At 64.5% G+C, this 22,191-nt stretch carries 16 protein-coding genes; 8 read left to right on the top strand and 8 right to left on the bottom strand.

The window, feature by feature from the left end; all coding sequences use genetic code 11:
• Nucleotides 1-116 precede the first annotated feature (116 nt).
• Together AC1C2O_RS06925 and AC1C2O_RS06920 are read left to right on the top strand one after the other, a co-directional pair.
• Nucleotides 117-1,124, top strand: a complete 1,008-nt coding sequence (locus AC1C2O_RS06925) for a LacI family DNA-binding transcriptional regulator (RefSeq protein WP_495429693.1) — start codon at nucleotides 117-119, stop codon at nucleotides 1,122-1,124.
• A gap of 119 nt (nucleotides 1,125-1,243) precedes the next feature.
• Nucleotides 1,244-4,870: an endo-1,4-beta-xylanase gene (locus tag AC1C2O_RS06920; protein ID WP_495429692.1), complete on the top strand. Its 3,627-nt coding sequence runs from the start codon at nucleotides 1,244-1,246 to the stop codon at nucleotides 4,868-4,870.
• A 55-nt stretch (nucleotides 4,871-4,925) separates the two neighbouring features.
• Here AC1C2O_RS06920 and AC1C2O_RS06915 read toward each other — a convergent pair whose 3' ends face one another.
• Entirely contained in the window at nucleotides 4,926-5,963 is a 1,038-nt protein-coding gene (locus tag AC1C2O_RS06915; RefSeq protein WP_495429691.1) for a LacI family DNA-binding transcriptional regulator, read from the bottom strand.
• 160 nt (nucleotides 5,964-6,123) lie between these two features.
• Here AC1C2O_RS06915 and AC1C2O_RS06910 point away from each other — a divergent pair, with 160 nt between their 5' ends.
• The 6 genes from AC1C2O_RS06910 to AC1C2O_RS06885 all read left to right on the top strand — a co-directional run bounded on the left by AC1C2O_RS06910 (nucleotide 6,124) and on the right by AC1C2O_RS06885 (nucleotide 14,526).
• Complete coding sequence (locus AC1C2O_RS06910; RefSeq protein ID WP_495429690.1) at nucleotides 6,124-7,425, top strand: extracellular solute-binding protein; 1,302 nt, start codon at nucleotides 6,124-6,126, stop codon at nucleotides 7,423-7,425.
• A 10-nt stretch (nucleotides 7,426-7,435) separates the two neighbouring features.
• Nucleotides 7,436-8,452 (top strand): carbohydrate ABC transporter permease, encoded by a 1,017-nt coding sequence (locus tag AC1C2O_RS06905; RefSeq protein WP_495429689.1) that lies wholly within the window; start codon nucleotides 7,436-7,438, stop codon nucleotides 8,450-8,452.
• Nucleotides 8,449-9,339 (top strand): carbohydrate ABC transporter permease, encoded by an 891-nt coding sequence (locus AC1C2O_RS06900; RefSeq protein ID WP_495429688.1) that lies wholly within the window; start codon nucleotides 8,449-8,451, stop codon nucleotides 9,337-9,339. Before AC1C2O_RS06905 ends, AC1C2O_RS06900 begins: the two co-directional genes overlap by 4 nt.
• Nucleotides 9,340-9,344: 5 nt before the next feature.
• The gene (locus tag AC1C2O_RS06895) at nucleotides 9,345-11,729 is read left to right on the top strand and encodes a beta-xylosidase/alpha-l-arabinosidase (RefSeq protein ID WP_495429687.1); all 2,385 of its coding nucleotides are present in this window, start codon (nucleotides 9,345-9,347) and stop codon (nucleotides 11,727-11,729) included.
• Nucleotides 11,729-13,288, top strand: a complete 1,560-nt coding sequence (locus AC1C2O_RS06890) for a glycoside hydrolase family 43 protein (protein WP_495429686.1) — start codon at nucleotides 11,729-11,731, stop codon at nucleotides 13,286-13,288. The genes AC1C2O_RS06895 and AC1C2O_RS06890 overlap by 1 nt, the downstream gene beginning before the upstream one ends.
• Before the next feature lie 74 nt (nucleotides 13,289-13,362).
• On the top strand, nucleotides 13,363-14,526 hold the full coding sequence (locus AC1C2O_RS06885; protein WP_495429685.1) for an ROK family protein: 1,164 nt from the start codon (nucleotides 13,363-13,365) through the stop codon (nucleotides 14,524-14,526).
• Between the two features lie 9 nt (nucleotides 14,527-14,535).
• Here the strand turns inward: AC1C2O_RS06885 and AC1C2O_RS06880 are convergent, their stop codons facing one another.
• Genes AC1C2O_RS06880 through AC1C2O_RS06850 form a run of 7 tightly spaced genes read right to left on the bottom strand, consistent with a single transcriptional unit; the run spans nucleotide 14,536 to nucleotide 22,142 of the window.
• Nucleotides 14,536-15,978, bottom strand: coding sequence for an aldehyde dehydrogenase (NADP(+)) (locus AC1C2O_RS06880; RefSeq protein WP_495431701.1), 1,443 nt, complete (start codon nucleotides 15,976-15,978; stop codon nucleotides 14,536-14,538).
• A gap of 13 nt (nucleotides 15,979-15,991) precedes the next feature.
• Nucleotides 15,992-17,062 carry a mandelate racemase/muconate lactonizing enzyme family protein gene (locus AC1C2O_RS06875; protein ID WP_495429684.1) on the bottom strand — a complete coding sequence of 357 codons (1,071 nt, stop codon included), beginning with the start codon at nucleotides 17,060-17,062 and terminating at the stop codon, nucleotides 15,992-15,994.
• On the bottom strand, nucleotides 17,059-17,970 hold the full coding sequence (locus AC1C2O_RS06870; RefSeq protein ID WP_495429683.1) for a 5-dehydro-4-deoxyglucarate dehydratase: 912 nt from the start codon (nucleotides 17,968-17,970) through the stop codon (nucleotides 17,059-17,061). Before AC1C2O_RS06870 ends, AC1C2O_RS06875 begins: the two co-directional genes overlap by 4 nt.
• Entirely contained in the window at nucleotides 17,963-18,940 is a 978-nt protein-coding gene (locus AC1C2O_RS06865) for an NAD-dependent epimerase/dehydratase family protein (protein WP_495429682.1), read from the bottom strand. Before AC1C2O_RS06865 ends, AC1C2O_RS06870 begins: the two co-directional genes overlap by 8 nt.
• Entirely contained in the window at nucleotides 18,937-20,286 is a 1,350-nt protein-coding gene (locus AC1C2O_RS06860; RefSeq protein ID WP_495429681.1) for a Gfo/Idh/MocA family protein, read from the bottom strand. Before AC1C2O_RS06860 ends, AC1C2O_RS06865 begins: the two co-directional genes overlap by 4 nt.
• A 16-nt stretch (nucleotides 20,287-20,302) precedes the next feature.
• Complete coding sequence (locus tag AC1C2O_RS06855) at nucleotides 20,303-21,211, bottom strand: carbohydrate ABC transporter permease (RefSeq protein ID WP_495429680.1); 909 nt, start codon at nucleotides 21,209-21,211, stop codon at nucleotides 20,303-20,305.
• Nucleotides 21,201-22,142: a carbohydrate ABC transporter permease gene (locus AC1C2O_RS06850; RefSeq protein WP_495429679.1), complete on the bottom strand. Its 942-nt coding sequence runs from the start codon at nucleotides 22,140-22,142 to the stop codon at nucleotides 21,201-21,203. The genes AC1C2O_RS06855 and AC1C2O_RS06850 overlap by 11 nt, the downstream gene beginning before the upstream one ends.
• Between the last annotated feature and the right edge of the window lie 49 nt (nucleotides 22,143-22,191).

Below are 22,191 nucleotides of genomic sequence, written 5' to 3'. Positions count from 1 at the left end.
GTCCGTCGAGGTTTCGAAACTTTCGCTAGAGTGCTTCGGAGTGAGACAATCGGTCCTGTCGCTGGGCGAGTGTCATGTGCCTCGTGCGGTGGCCGAACGGGATGGGATCGAACGCAATGACCGACACTCCTCGCATCACCCTGGCTGAGATTGCGGCCGAGGCGGGTGTCTCGCTCGCCACGATGTCCAAGGTGCTCAATGGGCGCACCGATGTCGCGCCGGCCACCCGTGTGCGTCTTGAGGGGCTTCTAAAGCGCCACGGCTACACGCGGCGTGCCTCGCCCCACCGTGCCGAGACGATCGAGTTGGTCTTCCACGAGCTCGAGTCGAGTTGGTCGATTGAAGTGATCAAGGGCGTCGAGGAAGTCGCCCACGCCGCCGGGCTGACTGTGATGCTCACGGTGAGCGGTGACAGGCATGCTCCCTCAGCTGACTGGATCGACGGCGTCCTTCGTCGCAGGCCAGCCGGAGTCGTGCTCGTCTTCTCTGATCTGGCGCGTCAGCACCGCGAGAAGCTCCGCTCGCGCGGCGTGCCGTTTGCGATCGTCGACCCCGCAGGGGATCCGGCGCCTGACGTGCCTTCGGTAGGTTCAGCGAACTGGTCGGGGGGCCTGATGGCCACGCGCCATCTGATCGAGCTCGGGCACACTCGGATCGCGGCGATCACTGGGCCGGGGGACATGATGTGCTCCCTTGCCAGAGTGGACGGCTACCGGTCGGCGATGAATGCGGCAAATCTGCCGATCGAGCCAGACTGGATCCGCTTCGGTGACTTCCATCCCACCGGCGGCGAACGTGAAGCGCGTGAACTGCTGGCGGGGCCGAAACGCCCGACGGCAATTTTCGCCGGCAGTGACTTGCAGGCGCTCGGTGTGATCGCCGCGGCGACAGAGGCAGGGCTGGCAGTACCCACTGACCTGTCAGTGGTCGGCTACGACGACATCGCTCTCGCGCGCTGGGTGAGTCCGCAACTGACCACGATTCATCAGCCGCTGCGTCGGATGGGGGAGGAAGCGACTCGGATCGTCCTGCGGTTGGCGGAGGGGGAGACCGTGGAGACGCTGCGGATGGACCTCGCCACGCACCTCGTTGTGCGTGGAAGTACGGCGCCGCTGGCATCCTAAATCGCCTTCGAAACTTCCGACAGACCTTTCGTAACGTTTCGGTCACGGGTTTACGCGCATGACTGTTTTGCTCCATATGTTTGGGGCAACGACAAATCATCTGCGCAAAGGAGCGCCCCGTGCGACGTCGATCTACCCTGCTGGCATTGTCAGCCGCCGCTACTCTCATCGCGGCCCCACTCATCCCCATATCCGCTGCTGCGGCCGATCCCGAGCTCATCTCGAGCGTCAATTTCGAGGACGGCACGACCGGCGATTGGTTCGCCAGCGGCGCCCCAACCCTCACCGTCACCGCCGACCCGACCGGAGGCTCAGGTCAGGTGCTGAGCGTGGCCGACCGCACCGAGACCTGGCACACCCTGCAGAGCCCTGAGGGCCTGTTCACCGAGGGCGTGACATACACGCTTTCAGCGCGAGTGCTGGTACCGGATGCCGCCGCGCAGGCTCGCTTCCTTGTCAAAGACGGCTATCACTGGGTCGGCGACACGGCGATCCCCGCGGGGGAATGGACCACGATCTCCGGCACGTTGACGGCAGACGCGGATGACACGCAGGTCTACATCGAGGTGGACCCGGCCACGTCATCGTTCTATCTTGACGATGTGCTCATCACCAGTGCCCCCGCCGCAGGTGGGGGAGATTCCGCGCTGATCGACGCGAACTTCGACGACGGTGAGCTGAACGGCTGGTTCGCGCGCTCCGGATCGGGCGAATCAGCACCGACCGTCTCAGTCGTGCCAGGCGGCGCCGACGATTCTGCCTTCGCCGCGCAGGTCTCGGGGCGCACGCACGAGGGTGACGGCATCCAGTTCGACGTCGTCGACGTGCTGCTGCCTGGGAGCACCTACCGGATCGAGGCCGCTGTGCGTTTCGCAAAGGGCGCAGACGTCGGACAGGGACTGAGCATTTCGATGCGTACCGTCACTGGCGACTCCACGGCGTACGCGAATCTGCTCCAGATCGAGGATGCCAGCGCCGAGGGGTGGACCAACGTGTCTGCTGAGTTCACGGTGCCCGCATACGACACGGCTGCCGAACTCTATGTCGAGGCTCGCTACAACAGCGGCAACACCTCGGCCTTCCTGGTCGATCAGTTGCGCGTGAGCGTGCCGGAGCCGAACCCGGTCGACACCAGCCTGGTGCCGATCAAGGACACCGTGGACTTCCCGGTCGGCGTCGCGATCGATTCTCGCGAGACGAGCGGAGCCGCAGCCGACCTGCTGCTGCACCACTTCGACCAGATCTCGCCTGAGAATCATATGAAGGTGGAGGCCTGGTACGACGAGAACGGTGACTTCCAGCGCAACGCCGAGGCGACGGCTCTGCTCGACTTCTCGCAGCAGAACGACCTGCGGATGTATGGACACGTGTTGCTGTGGCACTCGCAGACGCCGGACTGGTTCTTCCAGGACGACGCCGGGCGCGAGTTGACCGACTCTGCTGCGGACAAGCAGATCCTCCGAGACCGACTTGCGATCCACATCGACAACGTGGCCCGATCGATCTCTGATGACTACGGTCTGTATGGCTCATCGACCAATCCGATCGTCGCTTGGGACGTCGTCAACGAGGTGGTAGCGGATCAGAGTACTGACGATGGGCTGCGCACGAGCCGCTGGTATCAAGTGCTCGGCGAGGAGTACATCCATCTCGCTTTCGAACTCGCAGACGAGGCCTTCAACAACACCTACGCGGCATCAGACACCGCCCGCCCGGTGAAGCTCTTCATCAACGACTACAACACCGAGCAAGACCGTAAAGGCGCGCAATACGAGGCTCTCGTGAAGAGGCTGCTGGCCGCCGGAGTGCCGGTGGACGGCGTCGGCCACCAGTTCCACGTCTCGATCAACACCACGATCGCGTCACTGAAGGGCGCGCTCGACCGATTCGCCGGCCTCGGCCTGCTGCAGGAAGTCACCGAGCTCGACGTCACGATCAACCCGGCCACCGAGGCCAACCGGATCAGACAGGGGTACTTCTACCGCGATGTGTTCCGGCTGCTGCGCTCATATGACGCGGCGGCACCGGATGCGGAGAAGATGTTCGCCGCCACCATCTGGGGCCTTACAGACAACCGCTCATGGCGATCTGAGCAGGAGCCTCTGGCGTTCGGTGCCGATCTGCAGGCCAAGCCCGCCTACTACGGAATCGTCGATGATCCGGATGGCCTGCCGGCGCTGATCACCACCGCTAATGTGTTCGCCGGTGACATCGCGCTGACCGATGGATTCGCGGACGCGATCGAATGGCAGAACCTGCCAGAGAACGTGCTGACCGGAGACGTGGGCGGGTTCCAATCGCGCTGGAGCGATGACCATCTGACGGTTCTGATTCGCAGCGCGGTTGCCCCTGATCGCGTCGAGTTCACCTATGGCGACCGAGAGTTCGTCTACCAGAAGGACGCCTCGGACTCCGTCCCCGGTATCGAGACAGTCGTCGCGGGTGAGCATCTCATTGCGGTGCAGCTGCCGCACAGCGACGTCGTCGAGGGTTTCTCGACGAAATTCGACGTGCGTATCGTCGTCGGCGACTCGGTCGTCGGCGCATGGAACACGCCCGGTGAGACGGGGCGGCTCACATTCCTTGAGCCGCTGTCCTACCTGGAGATCCCGGAGCTACCAGCCCCGGCGGTCGACGGCATCGTCGACGAGGTGTGGGCGGAGGCCGCCGTGGCGCAGACGGCGAGGACGGTCGAGGGCGATGCGAGCGGCGCCAAGGCGCAGGTGCGCACACTCTGGCAGGGGAATCAGCTCTACGTGCTGTACGAGGTGACGGATCCGGTCGTCGACAACACCAACAGCGACGCGTGGAACCGTGACTCCATCGAGGTGTTCCTCGATCTGGGTAACACGAAGGCCGGGACGTTCGGCCCGAACGACACGCAGATCCGGGTCACGACCGACGGGGACCTGTCGTTCGGCACGGGCGATGCCGCGCTGCAGCAGGCACGCGTGGCCAGTAGCGCGACGGCGCTGACAGAGACCGGCTATGTCGTGGAGGTCGCGATCGACCTCGTCGGCGAGTCCGGCGGTCAGAGCGACGTTCCGCTCGGCGGCCTCGACACCTTCCATGGCGTCGACTTCCAGATCAATGACGGACGAGACGGGGCCCGCTTCGCCGTGCACACCTGGGCGGACCCGACAGGCACCGGATACCAGAACACGGCCCGCTGGGGTGTCGCGCGCCTGGTGGCGGCGGAAGATCCGTCGGAGCCAACTGAACCGGGGACGCCGACGGAGCCAGAGGAGCCGGGGACGCCGACCGAGCCGACGGAGCCGGGGACGCCGACCGAGCCGACGGAGCCGGGGACGCCAACCGAGCCGACCGAGCCAGGGGATCCGGGTGAGGACGGAGTGGTCGTATGGGCGACGGTTGACGTCGGCGACGCTCGCGTGGAGCAGGGCGGCGCCCTGCCAGTGACCGTGTCGGGTCTGGCACCCGGTCAGCAGGTCACGGCGACGCTGTTCAGCGACCCGATCGAGGTCACCGGCATCCCCGCGGCTGATGCCTCAGGCCGGGTGAGCTTCGAAGTGTCGATCCCCACGGATCTGTCGCTCGGTGCACACACCCTGGTCATCGCGTCCGGAGAACTCGACCCGATCAGTGTGGAGATCACGGTCGTTGCGTCCGGGCAGCTGGCCGTCACCGGTGCGAAGCTGCCGTGGGGCATCGCATTGGCGGCCGCCCTGCTGCTCGTCATCGGTGGGATGCTGCTGGTCATGCGCCCGGCTCGGCTGGGGCGTTAATGACGCCCCCACCTCCGCCTGAGGCGTCGATGACGCCCCAGGCGGAGGTGGGGAATCAGTAGTACACGCTCGGGGGTGCGGCGACGCTCTCTCTCACGGTGAGCGTCGCCGGCAAGCGAAGGTGCTGCTCTTCGACAGGTTCGTCCGCGAGCAGCGAGATCAAGATGCGCAGCGCTTCGGCGCCCATCTGCTGCAGCGGCTGCGTCACAGTCGTCAGTGGGGGAGAGCTGATGGATGACTCGGGAATATCGTCGAAGCCGACGATGGACAGGTCCTGAGGCACCCGTAGCCCCAGTTCGCGTGCGACTTCCATGACGTGCAAGGCAGAAAGGTCGTTCGCCGCGAAGATTGCGGTGGGGCGTTCATCCGCGGGCAGTCGGAGCAGCTCGTGGGCAGGGGCATCGGTGAGGTCTGCACGGTAACCGCCGATGCGGTCAAGGGCGGGGTCGACCTCGATGCCGGCACACTTGAGCGCCTCTGTATAGCCTTCTCGTCGCAGCCGAGATGACTCGAGCCCCGGCCGCCCCCCGAGGTGCGCGATGCGGCGGTGGCCCAATCCGATCAGGAGATCGGTAGCGGCACGTGCGCCCGCGACATTGTCACCGTCCACAGTGGGCACGCTTTCGATGCCGGTGTGCGGATCGATTGCCACGACGGGGATGCTGGTGCCCTCGGTCATCGACATCGTCGGTGCGACCACAACCGCGCCATCGATGAGCGTTCCGCCGAGTCGAGAAAGCGAGCGTCGCTCCCAGTTCGAACGTTTCCCATCGTCGTTGCCTCCGGCATAGGCGAGGAGCTCGTAGCTGGTTCCCTCGGCTGCGCGCGAGATCCCTTTGAGGAGCTCAGTCGAATACGGCTCGAAGTCGGCGACCAGCACTCCGATCACGCCCGTGTGGCTGCGGCGCAGACTGCTCGCAACGATGGATGATTCGTAGCCAAGATCCTCAACGACGGAGAGCACGCGCTCGGCCGTTGCGGCTGCAATGCCGTCGCGTCCGTTGACCACTTTCGACACGGTCGATACGGAGACGCCGGCGATTCGCGCTACGTCGGTGATGGTCGCGCGGCTGGGTCGTGTGGTGAGGGTCACACGGTGATCGTAGCCTTCATCGAGGCAAAGACGCGTCATTTCGAAGTTGTTTGGAAAACGTTATCGATATCGTTTGACTAAACGCTCTGCGATCTGCCATTCTCAGTAATCGAACCGCTGGGAGCGGTCGCATGATCTGTCAAGGACGACGAAAGGGTTGATGATGACACGCAAGATGCGAGGCGCGACATGGGTCGCACTGGGGGCCGGCATGGCATTGCTGCTGTCCGGCTGTACAGGCAGTAGCGGTGGCGGCGGGGAAGACGCGAATGGCGCGTCCACACTCACGATGTGGCACAACTCGACGACCGGTGACGGCAAGCAGTACTGGGAAGACGCCGCGGCTGCCTTCAACGAAGAGAACCCTGATGTCACGGTCAAGGTCACCTCGATCCAGAACGAAGACATGGACGGCAAGCTGCAGACCGCCGTGAACTCGGGCGATATGCCCGACATCTTCATGGCGCGCGGTGGCGGCAAGCTTGCCGACATCGTCGAGGCAGGCAAGGTCAAGGACCTCACCGGCCTGATCTCCGACGACGTGAAGACGGCGTTCGGCGACGCTCCGTTCAGCGCATTCACGGTCGACGGCAAGATTTACGGTGTGCCGAGCGCTGTGCTGCCTGGTGGCATTTTCTACAGCAAGGACCTCTTCGAGCAGGCCGGCATCACAGCAGAGCCGACGTCGGTCGCAGAGCTCGAGGACGCCGTGGACAAGCTCAAGGATGCGGGAATCGCTCCGATCGCGCTCGGCGCGAAGGATGCGTGGCCCGCTGCGCACTGGTACTACTTCTTCGCGGTGCGCGCCTGTGGACAGGACGTCATCGAGAACCTGGCCACGAGCCCCGACTTCACCGATCAGTGCTGGCTGGATGCTGCCGCGAACCTCAGCGAGTTCGCAGCGACCGAGCCCTTTAACGATGGCTTCCTGACGACGTCGGCCCAGCAGGGCGCGAACTCGTCTGCCGGACTCGTCGCCAACCACAAGGCGGCCATGGAGCTCATGGGCGCGTGGAACGTCGGCGTCATCGCCGGACTCACCCCCGACGAGCAGCCGCTGCCCGACCTCGGCTGGTTCCCGTTCCCCGAGGTCGACGGCGGTGACGGTACGCCAGGCGCCATGATGGGCGGTGTCGACGGGTACTCGTGCTCGATCGACTCTCCGGCATCGTGCGAGGACTTCCTGAACTTCGTCGCGTCGAAGGAATGGCAGGAGAAGTACGCCGTCGCGTTCCAGACAATCCCGGCCAACCAGGACGCCACAGGAGCCGTGACTGACCCGTCCCTGCTTCCGCTGATGGAGGCGTACAGCAAGGCGCCGTACGTGTCGCTCTGGCTGGACACCGCGCTCGGACAGAGCGTCGGAAACGCACTGAACACCGGTGTTGTCGAGATGCTCGCAGGTCAGGGTGACCCGCAGAAGCTCGTCGACGGCATCGCGAACGCCGCAGCAAGGGGCTGAGAGCAGCGATATGACTGAATCACAGGCGCCGCTGGCATCAACTGCGCCTGCGAGGAGCAACCGTGTCGGGACCGATCATGCATCGGTCCCGACACGGGCGCCGCGGCGGCCGGACTGGCGCAAGCGCGGCGAGATCTTGTTCCTTGCAGGTCCGGCTCTGCTGGTCTTTATTTTCTTCGTCATCTTTCCGGTGATGATGGCCGCGTACTACGGCTTCTTCAAATGGAACGGCTACGGCTGGCCCACCGAGTTCGTCGGACTCGACAACTACGTCCTCATGCTGCAGGACGACACATTCCGTGAGGCAGTAGGACACAACTTCGCGATCGTGGTGCTCTCGCTGCTGATGCAGGGTCCCATCGCGATCCTGTTCGCACTGCTGCTGAATCAAAAGATCCGCGGTCGCTCGGTGATCCGCGTGCTGATCTTCGCACCGTACGTCATCGCTGAAGTGGTCGTCGGCACAGGCTGGAGCCTGATGCTGCAGGATGCCGGTGCGCTGAACTCCCTGCTTGAGAAGATGGGCCTTGGCGCTCTGCAGAACTCGTGGCTCGCTGATCCGGCGATCGCATTGTGGTCGCTGATGGTCATCATCACGTGGAAGTACATCGGCTTCGCAGTGATTCTCATGCTCGCCGGGATGCAGTCGATTCCTGAAGAACTCTACGAGGCGGCGGCTATCGATGGCGCCGGCTTCTGGAAATCGCAGTGGAGCATCACCCTCCCGCTGCTCGGACCGACAATCCGCATCTGGGCGTTCCTGTCGATCATCGGCTCGCTGCAGCTGTTCGACCTGGTCAACATCATCTGGGGACAGTACATTGCGGCCACCGCAGGTACCTCGACGATGGCCACCTACATGTATCAGAACGGGCATCTGGCCGGGAACTACGGCTTCGGCAACGCGGTTGCCGTGATGCTCTTCCTCATCTCCCTCGTCGTCGCACTCGTGTACCAGCGGTTCGTTCTTCGCCGCGACACAGAGGGTGCGTTGACAGGCGACAGTCGAAAGGGGCGCCGGCGATGACCGACACTCTGAAGACCTCGGTAGCCATCCAGGCGATCGGGCCACGCGGACGTCGACGCGCGCCATCCGGCGTGCGCTGGGGGAGCCCGGGCGTCTATCTGCTCGCGGTGATCCTGATCACAATCTGCATCACGCCGCTGCTCTACATCATTGTCGGTGGGTTCCGCACGAACTCGCAGATCACCAACGATCCGTCTGGGTGGCCTGCGCCCTGGAAAGTCGGCAACTACATCGATGTCCTCGGCAGCAGCGAGTTCTGGACGGCGATGGTCAACTCGACGATCTCCGCGGCCGGAACGACGCTGGGCGCCGTCGCCCTCGGTGTGATGGCCAGTTACGTGATTGCCCGCTACGACTTCGGCGGCAAGGCCATCATGTACTCGTTCTTCGCCGCGGGACTGATGTTCCCGATCACCGTCGCGATCACGCCGCTGTATCTACTGATCCGCAACCTCGGCCTGGTGAACAGCCTCGGCGGCATCATCCTGCCGCAGATCGCGTTCGCCCTGCCGACGACGATTATCATCCTGGTGCCGTTCCTACGGGCGATCCCGAAAGAACTCGAGGAGGCAGCATCGATCGACGGTGCATCACGTCTCGGCTTCTTCTGGCGCATGGTGGTCCCGCTCAGCCTGCCCGGTGTGATCACCGTCGGCATCCTCGCCTTCATCGGATCGTGGAACGGCTACATGCTGCCGCTGTTCATCCTTAACGACCCCAGCCTGTTCACGCTTCCGCTCGGGGTGCAGAACTTCTCATCGCAGTATTCGGTCGACACCGCGAGAGTGCTCGCGTACACCTCGCTGTCGATGCTGCCCGCGTTGATCTTCTTCTCCATGTTTGAGCGCCGCATCGTCGGTGGCCTCACCGGAGCGGTCAAGGGCTGAGCACAATGAAAGAGAGATCCGTGTCGAAATCGACCGCGGGAGTTCCCGCCATGCCCGCAGTGTCCGATCGAGTGCGAGCGCTGCACGCGCAGATGACTCTGGACGAGAAGCTCGCCCAGATCGTCGGGTACTGGCTTGACCAGAACGGCGTCGTCGCTCCCATGCAGTCGGAGATGGCCTCCGGACAGCAGGATGCCGGACACCTGGTTGATGTGACCAAGAACGGCCTGGGTCAGTACACCCGCGTATATGGCACCAGGCCCGTCGACCCTGTGGAGCGTGCCGCCTGGCTGTGGGATGAGCAGCGCCGCCTGAAGCGTGAGACCCGATTGGGGATTCCCGCGCTCGTGCACGAGGAGTGCCTGACGGGACTTGCGGCCTGGAAGGCCGCAACGTTCCCGACGCCGCTCGCGTGGGGAGCATCCTTCAACCCCGAGCTCGTGCACGACATGGCCGCGGTGATCGGTGAATCGATGCGGGAGCTCGGCATCCATCAGGGACTCGCGCCGGTGCTCGATGTGATCCGAGACCCGCGCTGGGGACGCGTGGACGAGTGCATCGCCGAGGATCCCTACGTCGTCGGAGTGCTGGCCACCTCGTATGTCACCGGTTTGCAGTCGACCGGCGTGCACGCCACGCTCAAGCACTTCGTCGGATACTCGGCATCACGTGCCGGGCGCAACCATGCTCCGGTCTCTGCCGGGCCGCGTGAGATCGCCGATGTCTTCCTGCCGCCGTTCGAGATGGCGTTGCTCGATGGTGGCGCGCGTTCTGTCATGAACTCCTACGCCGAGATCGACGGTGTGCCACTCGGCTCCAGCGAGGAGTATCTGACCGAGCTTCTTCGTGAGCGCTGGGGATTCGACGGTGTAGTCGTCGCGGACTACTTCGCTGTGGCATTCCTCCAGGTGATGCATTCGATCGCTGCAGACAGAGGCGAGGCGGCCGCGGCCGCTCTCACCGCGGGTATCGACATCGAACTGCCAACGGGCGATGCCTATCTGGCTCCGCTGGCGGCGCGGATTCGTGCCGGTGAGTTCGATGAGGCCTTCGTAGACCGGGCGGTTCTGCGCGCGCTCGCGCAGAAGGAAGAGCTCGGCCTGCTCGAGCCTGATGTGTTCGAGGACGAGGCGCCAACGAACATCGATCTGGATTCTCCGCGGCATCGTGAGCTTGCGCGACGTCTCGCGGAGGAGTCGGTGGTGCTGCTCTCCAACGACGGCATCCTTCCGCTGTCGATCTCGGATGACCGGCCCTCGCGGATCGCGGTCATCGGCCCGAACGCGCATAGGGCGGAAGCACTCATGGGGTGCTACTCGTTCGCCAACCACGTGCTCGCGCATCACCCCGAGTTCCCGATCGGCATCGAGATCCCGACGTTCCTGGAGGGGCTGACCACTGAACTCGGCACCGCAGCGGAACTGGTCTATGCCCAGGGCGCTGAGGTGGAGGGCGAGGACCGCTCTGGTTTCGACGAGGCTGTCAAAGCAGCGAGCGCCGCGGACGTTGCGGTGGTCGTGGTCGGTGACCAGGCCGGTCTGTTCGGACGCGGCACCGTCGGCGAGGGCAACGATTCTGAGAGCCTGGAGCTGCCGGGAGTTCAGCGCGAGCTTGTGGATGCTGTCATTGCGACGGGGACCCCAGTGGTGATGATCATGCTGACCGGCCGCCCCTACGCGATCAGCTGGGCGCTGGACGGCGAGACGCGACCTGCGGCAGTGCTCCAGGCGTTCTTCCCTGGTGAGGAAGGTGCATCCGCGCTCGCCGGAGTGGTCTCGGGTCGGGTCAATCCCTCCGGCCGGCTGCCGGTCTCGCTGCCCCGATCAGCGGGGGCACAGCCCTTCACCTACTTGCATCCGCCCCTGGGCGGAGCCTCGGAAGTCACCGCCACTGACCCGACGCCGGTGCGTCCGTTCGGCTTCGGGCTTTCCTACTCGCAGGTCGAGTACAGCGGGTTGGCCGTCGACAGCGAGGTGGCGGCGGGCGATGCGTTCGCCGCTTCGGTGACCGTCACGAACACGGGCTCACGTGCAACGGATGATGTGGTGCAGTTGTATGGCCACGACCTCGCCGCGTCAGTGACGCGTCCTGTCGTGCAACTGCTCGGCTTCCAGCGGGTGACCGTGGAGCCGGGGCAGTCCGTGACGGTGTCGTTCTCGGTGCCGACACAGCGATTCGCATTCAGCGACCGTTCGATGTCGCGCGTTGTTGAGCCTGGAGCCGTGCAGATCTGGGTCGGTGCACATTCATCGGCGACAGCAGAATCGGCATCCGCGACTGAACGAGAGTCGATGATGATCACCGGGGAAGCGCACGTGGTCGTGCCGAGCGATCGACGCCTGGTCACCGCCGAGGCTCATCACCTGGCCACTGCAGCGGTATCGAGCTGATGACGGCGGTCGCCAACCCGATCCTGCCCGGATGCTTTCCCGATCCGACCATCTGCCGTGTGGGCGATGATTACTTCCTGGTCACCTCGACGTTTGAATATCAGCCAGGGTTGCCGGTGCAGCGCAGCCGCGACCTGATCAACTGGGAGCCGATCGGGCACGTGTTCGATCGGCCATGGATGCTCGACCTGGAGGGTGTCGCATCCTCGGGTGGGCTCTACGCGCCCACGATCCGCCACCACGACGGCATGTTCTGGGTGACGTGCACGATGGTCCCTCGAGACGGCAGCGCACGCGGTGGCAATTTCATCGTGACAGCGAAGGAAGCGGCTGGGCCATGGTCTGACCCGATCTGGCTGGATGTGGACGGCATCGACCCGTCGATCTTCTTCGATGACGATGACGATGGCAGAGCATGGCTGCACGGTACGCGCCTGGCGGCAGATCCCGAATGGCACCATCAGACCGAGGTGTGGCTGCGTGAGTTCGACCTCCAGACGATGCGTCTGATCGGCGAGGAGCACATTCTCTGGCACGGAGCGGTCAAAGGCGCCGTTTGGGCAGAGGGCGCCCACCTCTACAAGGTTGACGGTGCGTATTATCTGCTTGCCGCTGAGGGAGGCACCGATCTTCACCACGCAATTTCGGTGGCTAAGGCGGATGCTGTCACCGGTCCCTATGTAGGCAACAAGGGCAACCCGGTTCTCACCCACCGCCATTTCGGCCAGGGTATGGACGTCGTCGCCGCCGGTCACGCCGACATGGTGCAGGCGGCCGATGGAAGCTGGTGGGCAGTGTTGCTTGCGATGCGTCCGTACGGCGGCAACTTCTGCAATCTCGGGCGCGAGACGTTCCTCGTCCCCATCAGCTGGGAAGACGGATGGCCGGTCTTCGCACCTGGCGAAGGACGCGTTCCGCGCGAAGTCGAGGTGCCTTTTGCGCACGCATCCGCGCCTGGAATCATGCAGGGAACGGTCTCGGGCGTTGTGCGCGCGGACGATCCGCGCTGGACATCAACGCGGGCTCTCCCCACAGAAATCGGGATGCCTGTCGGCGACGGGTGGACGTTGCCATTGCGCGCTGCGTCACCATCGGCGTCGACGCGCTCTGCGTTCATCGGCGTGCGTCAGCAGCACATGGATGTCGACGTGGTGGCCCGCATCGCCGTTGATCTGCGTGTGGGAGAAGAAGCGGGTCTCATCATCCGCCAGTCCGAGCAGGATCATGTGCGGCTCGCGCTGCGCTGTGGTGTCGACGGTGCTTCCCGATTTATCGCCGTCCACATACAGGACGGCGTAGAGAAAGTGCTGGGCGAGGCCGCGCGAAACGGAGCGGACGAGATCGAACTCACGCTTCGTGCGCGGGGGCAGAACTATGAACTACTTGCTGGCGGCCCTGGGGCTGAGCCGATGCTCATCGGCGTCGCTGACGGCCGATTGCTCGACGCCAGAGCGGTCGGTGGCTTCCTCGGGCTCTGGATCGGCGTGTACGGCACGAGCAATGGCATGCCCACTGACACCGAGCTACACCTGCGGACGTTCGAGTATTCGCCGCGCTGACCGACCGGCATCCGACTTTCGCGTCTCGGGATATCGTGATCGGAACAACAAATATCGCGTGACGAGGGAGCAGCATGGCGGATCGGTCATCCGGAGTGGAAGGCGTACGCAGAACCAACCTCGGTGAGGTGTTGCGTCTCGTCCACCAGGAAGGCTCCCGCTCCCGCGCCCGCATTACGGCGGAGACCGGCCTCAACCGTTCGACAGTTGCCGATCTCGTCACCGGTCTGGTCACTGCAGGTCTCGTGCTTGAGCAGAGCCCCGATCCCACGAGGCGGGTCGGGCGCCCCAGCCCTGTGGTTTCCGCGAATCCGGATGTCGTCGCCATCGGTGTCAACCCGGAGGTCGACGCGATCGAGATCGGCGCGGTCAGTTTCGGGGGAGGACTGCGCGAGCGCACCAGGGTTGCTCTGGACAGTGTCCCGAGCGCTGCGGATGCCGTGGCCACGGTGGTACGCGTCGTGCAGCAGTGGCATCAGGATGCATTGAAAGATTGTCGTATCGTCGGCATTGGCGTCGCCGTGCCTGGCCTCGTGCGCGCAGCAGACGGCGTCGTTCGGCTCGCCCCGCACCTCGGCTGGCGTGATGAAGACATCGCCACGCCGCTCGCTGACGCACTGGGTGTGCCCGTCGCTGTCGACAACGACGCGTCGCTCGGTGCGCGCGCCGAGAGACTGTTCGGTGCGGCACGGGAGCACCGCGATGTGGTCTATCTCAACGGTGGTGCCAGCGGTATCGGTGGCGGGCTCATCCTCGACGGAAATCTGATCGGAGGAGCGGGAGGATACGCCGGTGAATGGGGCCAGACTCGTCCTGGCATCGCGGCGAACTCGGACCGGGTAAGCATCGACGGCGTGCTCGAGGACGAGGTCAACCGTGCTCGACTGTTGCGGGCCGCAGGCCTCGGTGCGGCTGACGACGCGGTTCTCGCCGCCGCGCTGGTCGGCTCCGAAGACATCGATGTGCGTGCCGAGGTTGGCCGGCAACGCCGCATCCTCACTGCGTCGCTCGGCAATGCTGTGAACGTGCTCAACCCATCGGCCGTCGTGCTCGGAGGGTTCCTCTCCATTCTGCGTGAGTACGACGCTCAGTCCTTCGACGCCGAGGTGCGTGAGCGTTCTCTGGCCGCTGCTGCCGAGCAGGTCGAGATCCAGTCGGCCGCACTAGCTCGTGACCGACTGTTGATCGGCGCGGCGGAAATGGCATTTTCCGCGCTGCTTGCTGATCCGCTCAACTGACGCGTCGTATCAACCGAGTACCAGCTGCCCGTCGACGCGGCGGGGGATGCCCAGTGGGTTCTCTTCGCGCAGCGCGAGCGGCAGCAGATCGGCCGGTGCATTCTGGAATGCGATCGGTCGTTGAAAACGTCGAACTGCGGTCGCACCCACCGACGTGAACTGCGTGTTCGTCGACGGCCATGGCCCGCCGTGGTGTTGAGCCCAGCTCACTGCGACACCGGTGGGCCAGCCGCCGAAGAGCACGCGGCCAGCGAAGCCAGACATCGTGGCGACGAGATTCTTGACGTTCTCACCGGGCTCGTGGTGCAGCGTGGCAGTGAGCGCGCCCGGCAGTGAGCGCAGGGCGGTCGTGAGTGTCTCTGGGGCATCGACGCGCACCAGCAGAGTGAAGGGGCCGAACACCTCCTCGAGCAGCACGTCGGCGTGCGCGAGCAGCGTCGCGACATCGACCACGGCGACCGTTGGACCGGTGGCCTCGGACGCCAAGACCTCTACGCCAGGCACGGCCGTGACGCGCTGCACGCCACGGGCGAAGCCATCGGCGATCGTGGGGGTGAGCATCCGTGGCTGCGCGCGAAGCAACGCAGGCAGCTGCCTCTCGACCGTGGAATCGAACGGTATGAAGACCAGCCCAGGCTTCGTGCAGAACTGTCCCACACCCAACTGGAACGAGGCGGCAAGACCCACGGCGTGCTCATCACCCCGGGCCGCGTCTGAGGCTGGCGTGATGACGACAGGGTTGACCGCGCCCAGCTCGCCGTAAAACGGGATCGGATCCGGACGCGCGGTGACGCGGTCGAGCAGTGCCCGCCCTCCGTTCACCGAGCCGGTGAAGGCAACAGCCTGGACTTCGGGATGATCCGCTAGAGCGAGCCCGGCATCGAACCCGGAGACGAGCGCGAATACGCCCTCAGGAGCGTCCGCGTCGATGAGCGCGTTGATCACGACGCGGGCGGTGGCGGTCGAGGTCAGCGGATGCCCCGGATGCGCCTTCACGATCACGGGGCAGCCCACGGCGAGCGCGGAGGCGGTGTCTCCTCCGGCGACCGAGAAGGCGAAGGGAAAGTTGGATGCCGCGAACACCGCCACAGGGCCGATCGGACGCAGAATGCGGCGGAGATCGGGGATGGGCGGTGTCGCATCCGGATTGGGATGGTCGATCGTCGCCTCGAGGTACGAGCCGTCCTCGACCACGGAAGCGAACAGCCGCAGTTGCGCGGTGGTGCGTGCGAACTCGCCAGTCAACCGGGGGAGCCCGAGCGCAGTCTCGGCGTCGGCGATCGCGATGAGTTCTCCTGCTCGTGCGTCGAGGTGATCAGCGACTGCCCTGAGCCATGCGGCCCGAGTCGGTTCGTCGGTGCGCGAAGTGGTTTCGAAAGCCTCAGCAGCCGTCCTGACGGCACGATCAACCTGTTCGGTGGTGCTGTCAGCAGCAGGGGCCAGCGTGGTCATCATCATGTTTGTCTCAATTCTTGAAGAGTATTCCGAGGCCGATGGATGGGCCGCCGGTGGCCCATCCATCGGCCACCTGTAAACCGGTCGGTTCTGTCAGCGCGCCGAGAGTGGCGAATCCGGCATCCTCGACGTCCTCCAGCCAGCACGTCTGGGGCAGCGAGAATGCGAGTTGGGCTGACAGTTCCGGCAGCAGGTGTGGGGCGAGTTGCGCACCGCGTTCGTGCACCAGTTCGGCGATGCGCAGGAACGGAGTCACGCCTCCCACCCGAATGATGTTCGGCTGCGCGATGTCAATGACCCCGGCGTCCAAGAAGTCGCGAAACCTGTACACGGTGTGCAGATTCTCGCCCACGGCGATGGGTATATCGATCCGCTGGCGCAGCTCGATGTACCCGGCCAGATCGTCGGCGCGAAGTGGCTCTTCGATCCAGCCGATGTTGTATGCGCTCAGGGCAGTGATCGCCCGGCTGGCGGTATCGAGGTCCCAGCGTTGATTGGCGTCGATGAACAGCCGGCGCTCGGGCCCGAGCGTGTCACGTACGGCAGCGACGCGGTCGAGATCCTCGGCCAGATCGGGCCCCCCGACCTTGATCTTCACCGCCGGATACCCGGCATCCACCCATCGCTGCACCTGTGCCACCAGGTCGTCGATGCAGTAGTGCAGGTTGACCCCGCTGGCATAGACGGCCAGCCGACTATGCCGGCGCCCGAGCACATCGGTGAGTGACGCGCCGAGGCGACGGGCATGCAGGTCCCACAGCGCCAGATCGATCCCGGCCAGGGCGATCGTCGTGATGCCGCCGCCACCGGCTTCGTGCAGATGTGTCCACGCCTCGTCCCACACCGATGGCGTGGCGGGCTTGCCCAGAAGGAACGGCACCAGGTCATCATCGATCAATGCCTGGACGGCGGTGCTGCCGATGGACGGGGTCCAGGAGAACCCGCGGCCCACGAGTCCGTCGCTGGCCTGCACAGTGACGACGACCACGCAGATCTCGGTGACATCTGCGCCCCACGGCCGCCGCAGTGGAATCCTCAGCAGGCGCGTGTCGACTCGTTGGATCGACGCCTGATCTGTCACGCGATCAGCTCACGTCCGGCCTCGAGGAGACGCTCCAAACGGCCAGTCTGCTCTGCGGTCGGGTCCATCAACGGTGCGCGCACGCCGCCCACTGGCAGCCCGCCTAGGCGGACGCCGGCCTTGACGAGAGCGACAGCGAAGCCGGGAGTTTCATCGCGAAGCTCGATCAGCGGCGCGAAGAAAATGTCGAGCAGGAGGTGCTGCTTCGCGGTGTCGCCGCTGCGCAACGCCTGGAAGAAAGCGACCGAGATGTCCGGTGCCATCGCGAACACGGCTGATGAATACAGGGGCACGCCGATAGCGCTGTACGCGGCCTGCGTCATCTCGGCGGTGAGTAGACCATTGAAGAAGAGCGATTCGCCGGGAAGCGCGGCAGCATCACGGACGAAACGCTGCGCTAGAGCGAGGTCGCCGACACCGTCCTTGACACCGATGACCCGGTCGTGACGCAGCAACGCCTGGATTGATGCCGGCGTGAACTGCGAGGCGCCGCGGTGATACACGATCAGTGGCAGCTCCGTGGATGCAGCAATCCGCTCCACATAGGCGACGAGCCCGGCCTGTGGGCCCTGCACCAGATACGGAGGCATGACCAGCAGTCCATCGGCCCCGGCCTCCTGCGCACTGCGCGCACAGTCGATCGCGTGACCCAGCGGGCCGCCGGTGCCGGCGAGCACGGGAACACGCCCAGCCGCGCCTCGAACGCCCGCGGCGACGGTGACCGCGTACTCGGCGGCAGAAAGCGCGTGGAATTCGCCGGTGCCGCACGCCGAGAACACCGCCCCTGGCCGATGCTCGACCCGCTCGGAGACGTGTTGTTCGATCAGGTCGACATCGACACGGTCTGCGGCATCGAACGCGGTGACAGGGAAGAACAATACGCGGTCGGGAATTGTCAGCTCAGGCACGAGAGGCCTCCTGGTTATCAATGGCGGAAGCGGTGGTTAGAACAGGGGAAGCGGTATTGAGTTCTGTACGCCAGCTGCGCGTCGCGGTCCAGCCCAATAGCTGTTCGGCGCGGCGACCAGAGAACACCCCGTTGTTGTCGGGGATTGATGCCGCCGCATCCGCTGTGGAGGGCACCAGTCGCGCCAGCGACGGGGCCGTCGCCTCCCGCGCGAGGGCATCGGAAGCGGTCACGAAGAACACTTCACCGTTCGGGATCTCTGCGGAGCGGTGCAGCCAGGCCCGCACGAAGTCGCCGGCATCTCGCGCGTCGACGTAGTTGAAGAGGGCGACTGCGGACAACCGAGGATCGGCGAGCCGTTCGGCGACGGTATGCCCCTGTTGGGTGCGCGCGCCGTGCCATTCCTCTGGTGCGATGACGAAGCAGGGTCGGAAGATCCCGAAACGCACGCGGTCGCCGTATTGTCGTACCGCCATCTGCACGATCTCCTCGACCGCGACCTTCGATACGGCATACCCGTTCCACGGCGCGATCGGGTGGTCCTCATCGAGCGGAAGATACGTCGGCCGCCACCCGGCTGGGGCACCATATCCGATCACTGTCGGACTCGAGGCGACCAGTAGGGCGCTGGCCTCGGCCGCAATGGTGGCTTCGAGCACGTTCCACGCCAGCCGCGTGTTGATCTGGAATACCTCAGGGTCAGGGAGAGCGCCGGGCACGGCGATCGCGGCGAGATGCACGACAGCATCCGGGGCGATATCGATGAACGCCGCGCGTGTGGCATCTGCGTCGAGAAGATCGAGGTCGACGCTGTGTGAATCACGCACGGTGGGGTGGGCGCGGTCGATGGACATGACCTCGTATCCCGCGTTCCTCAGCTCACCGACGACGCTGCGCCCAAGTCGCCCCGCGCCACCGGTGACCAGCACCCTGGAACCGGGGAGCACGCCGATGTTATTGACCGCACTCATACCTTCACACCTGCGGCGATCGCACCAGCGCGGCCGAGCTCGAGATCGGAGATGCGCACGGCGCGGTCCTCCGCGAGTGAGCGATTTCCAGCCAGGCCCACCACCATGCTGCGCACTCCGTCGGTCCAATCCGCGGTGCGGCCGAGCGGGTCAGACTGAGCGCCGATGAATACATCGCGCAGCAGCATTGCATCGCCACCGCCGTGACCGCCTGCTGCTTCGGGAATAGTGATCTCGCGCGCTGACTCGAAGTGACGCTGCACGAGCAGGCGCTCCGAGGCCGGACGTGCGGGCTCTGAGCCCACCAGATCAGGACGTGCGCTGGGGTCGACTACTGTGCGACCCTGCTCGTCGATGAGGACGGCGCCTCGTTCGACCACGTTCAACTCAGCCCGCCCGAGCGTGCCGTTGATCGCAACCGTGTACCCCTCCCACGGTGCATGGGCGTTCAGAGAGTACGACATCGTGCTGCCTGCGGCGTAGTCAACGATGAGAGCCAGGTTGTCCTCGATGGTGATGCCGGCATCGAAGACATCTCGGTCGCGCAGATAGCCGTCGTGCTGTTCCTGATCGAGGTAAAGCCCGGTCCATGTCGGGTCCGTCCGCAGATCGAGGCTGAAGCGATCCCGCAGTGGTGAGTCGGTCGTGCCTCGTTCCGGCCGCGGGCCCAGACCGCGCCGCGCGGCGTTGTCGGCACCGTAGAAGCGCAGGCCACCCGAAGCGAAGACGCGGGTCGGGACGTCGCTGATCCACCAGTTCACGAGGTCGAAGTGATGGCTCGCCTTGTGAATGAGCAGCCCGCCCGAGCGGTCCTTATCGCGGTGCCAGCGGCGGAAGTAGTCAGCGCCGTGAGCGGTGTCGAGCACCCATTCGAAGTGCACACTGGTGACCTCTCCGATTTCACCGGAGTCGATCAGCTGTTTCAACGCGCTGTTGCGCGGCGAGTACCGGTAGTTGAACGTGATCGTCACGTTGTGTCCGGTGCGCTCGGTAGCCTCCGAAATGCGACGGACTCCCTCTTCGCTGATCGTGAGCGGCTTCTCGACCACGACATCGGCACCGGCATCCAGTGCGGTGACGATGTGATCGGCGTGCGTGAAATCGGGCGAGGTGATGATCACGCGATCGACGTGATGCTCGCGCACGGCTTCTGCCAGAGAGTCCGGTACGAACGACGCGGGGGTGCCAAGGCCTGGGTGCTGTGTGAGAGACCATTCCTGACGGCCGGGGTTTGTATCGGTCCAGGCGACGAGCTCGGCGACGTCGGCATGTGTCGTCGCGATTGCGTCGAGATACATCTGGGCGCGGGCGCCGGTGCCCACGAGGGCGTAGCGAAGGCGGGTCATCTGATGATCCTTCCGATCACTTGATGCCTGAGGTTGCGGCGCCCTTGATGAGGAACCGCTGACCGAACAGGAAGACGAGGAATAGGGGAATGAGGGAGACGACGCTCATGGCGAACATGGAGCCGTAGTCCGAACTGGATTGCGCGTCCAAGAAGCCCTTCAACGCCAGGGAAGCAGGGAACAGCTCGGGGAGTCGCACGTAAATGAGCGGGCCGAAGAAGTCGCCCCACGTCCAGATGAACGTGAAGATCGCTGTCGTGGCAAGGGAGGGGACGATCATCGGCAACGTGATCTGAAAATAGCTGCGGAAGTGTCCGGCGCCATCCATACGCGCGGCCTCGAAGAGCTCCTTTGGCAACCCGCGGATGAACTGCACCATCAGGAACACGAAGAACGCCTCGGTGGCGAGGAACTTCGGTGCGATCAGCGGCAGGAAGGTGTTCAGCCAGCCGAGCTCCTTGAAGATCAGGAACTGCGGCACCATGAGCACCTGGAACGGCAGCATGATCGACCCGAGCATGACCGTGAATGCCAGCGTGCGCCCACGGAACTTCAGACGGGCGAACGCATAGGCCGCCATTGAGCACGACACCAAGTTTCCGACGATCGCGCCGAGGGCGATGATCGAGGAGTTGATCAGGAACACGCCGAACGGCGCCTGGAGGTCGTTCCAGCCGTTGGAGTAGTTCTCCAGCGTCAGATCGGTGGTGAAGACGCTGAGGTCGCGGAAGATCTGATCATTCGGCTTCAGGCTCGACACGACAAGCCAGATCAGGGGATAGATCATCAGCACGGAGAAGCCGATGAGCATCACGTGCTTGCCGACCGAGCGAAGGCTGCGCAGCGTGGGTGCGCGTCTGGTGACGACGCGGTGCCGCTGGACGGCGCGCTTCGGACGGAGGAGGGTCTCAGTTTCAGTCGTCATAGAACACCCAATACTTCGAGAACCAGAAGTTGAACGCGGTGAAGGCCGCGATCACGAGGAGCAGGAACCAGGACATCGCCGAGGCGTACCCCATGTCGAGCTCGTTGAAGGCCTCCTTGTAGAGCAGGAGGGTGAAGAACATCGTCGAATCGCTGGGCCCACCTGTTCCCCCGGAGACTACATAGGCCTGAGTGAAGGATTGGAAGGCGAAGATGATTTGCAAGACGAGATTGAAGAAGATCACCGGAGTGAGCAATGGGAACGTGACGGAGAAGAACTGGCGGAGCTTGCCGGCGCCATCCATCGACGCCGCTTCGTAGTACATCTCCGGGATCTGGCGGAGCCCGGCGAGGAAGATGACCATCGGGGAGCCGAAGGTCCACACATGAAGGATGATGAGCGTGCCCAGCGCGAAGTCCGGGTGTCCGATCCACCCTGGCCCGTCGATGCCGAACCAGGCGAGGAAGCCGTTGACGATGCCCTCTTTGCCGAAGACCTGACGCCACAGGATCGCGATCGCGACCGAACCGCCCAGTAGCGAGGGCAGGTAGAAGATCGACCGATAGAACGAGAGCCCGCGCATGCCCTTGTCGAGCAGAACGGCCAACGCCAGCGCGAGAGCGAGTTGCAGGGGAACTCCGACGAAGACATAGATCATCGTGACGCGCATCGAGTTCCAGAACCGGGCATCGCCGAACATCGTGACGATGTTGTCGAGGCCGGACCAGACGGCGGGCTGTAGAAGGTTGTAGTCGGTGAATGAGAGATACAGCGAGGCGATGATCGGCCCGACTGTCAGACCGAGCAAGCCGATGAGCCAGGGAAGCAGGAACACCACCGCGGCCTTGTTATCGGGGTATTTCACCTTGACGCGTGTTCCTGGGGCGCGTCGAGAACGCGTTATGGTGCGAAGTTCGCCGAGACTGCTCACGTGACCTCCTTGTCATCTCTGGGCTATCGAAGTTCCGTATCGCGGACAC

Source organism: Microbacterium sp. Y355 (assembly GCF_059445345.1).
This window is presented reverse-complemented; position numbering and strand designations above follow the sequence as displayed.

Coding starts and splice junctions, on each gene's coding strand:
- AC1C2O_RS06885 (WP_495429685.1), top strand. CDS start 13,363: ATGGCGGATCGGTCATCCGGAGTGGAAGGCGTACGCAGAACCAACCTC.
- AC1C2O_RS06880 (WP_495431701.1), bottom strand. CDS start 15,978: ATGACCACGCTGGCCCCTGCTGCTGACAGCACCACCGAACAGGTTGAT.
- AC1C2O_RS06895 (WP_495429687.1), top strand. CDS start 9,345: ATGAAAGAGAGATCCGTGTCGAAATCGACCGCGGGAGTTCCCGCCATG.
- AC1C2O_RS06855 (WP_495429680.1), bottom strand. CDS start 21,211: ATGACGACTGAAACTGAGACCCTCCTCCGTCCGAAGCGCGCCGTCCAG.
- AC1C2O_RS06860 (WP_495429681.1), bottom strand. CDS start 20,286: ATGACCCGCCTTCGCTACGCCCTCGTGGGCACCGGCGCCCGCGCCCAG.
- AC1C2O_RS06910 (WP_495429690.1), top strand. CDS start 6,124: ATGATGACACGCAAGATGCGAGGCGCGACATGGGTCGCACTGGGGGCC.
- AC1C2O_RS06905 (WP_495429689.1), top strand. CDS start 7,436: ATGACTGAATCACAGGCGCCGCTGGCATCAACTGCGCCTGCGAGGAGC.
- AC1C2O_RS06900 (WP_495429688.1), top strand. CDS start 8,449: ATGACCGACACTCTGAAGACCTCGGTAGCCATCCAGGCGATCGGGCCA.
- AC1C2O_RS06890 (WP_495429686.1), top strand. CDS start 11,729: ATGACGGCGGTCGCCAACCCGATCCTGCCCGGATGCTTTCCCGATCCG.
- AC1C2O_RS06925 (WP_495429693.1), top strand. CDS start 117: ATGACCGACACTCCTCGCATCACCCTGGCTGAGATTGCGGCCGAGGCG.
- AC1C2O_RS06865 (WP_495429682.1), bottom strand. CDS start 18,940: ATGAGTGCGGTCAATAACATCGGCGTGCTCCCCGGTTCCAGGGTGCTG.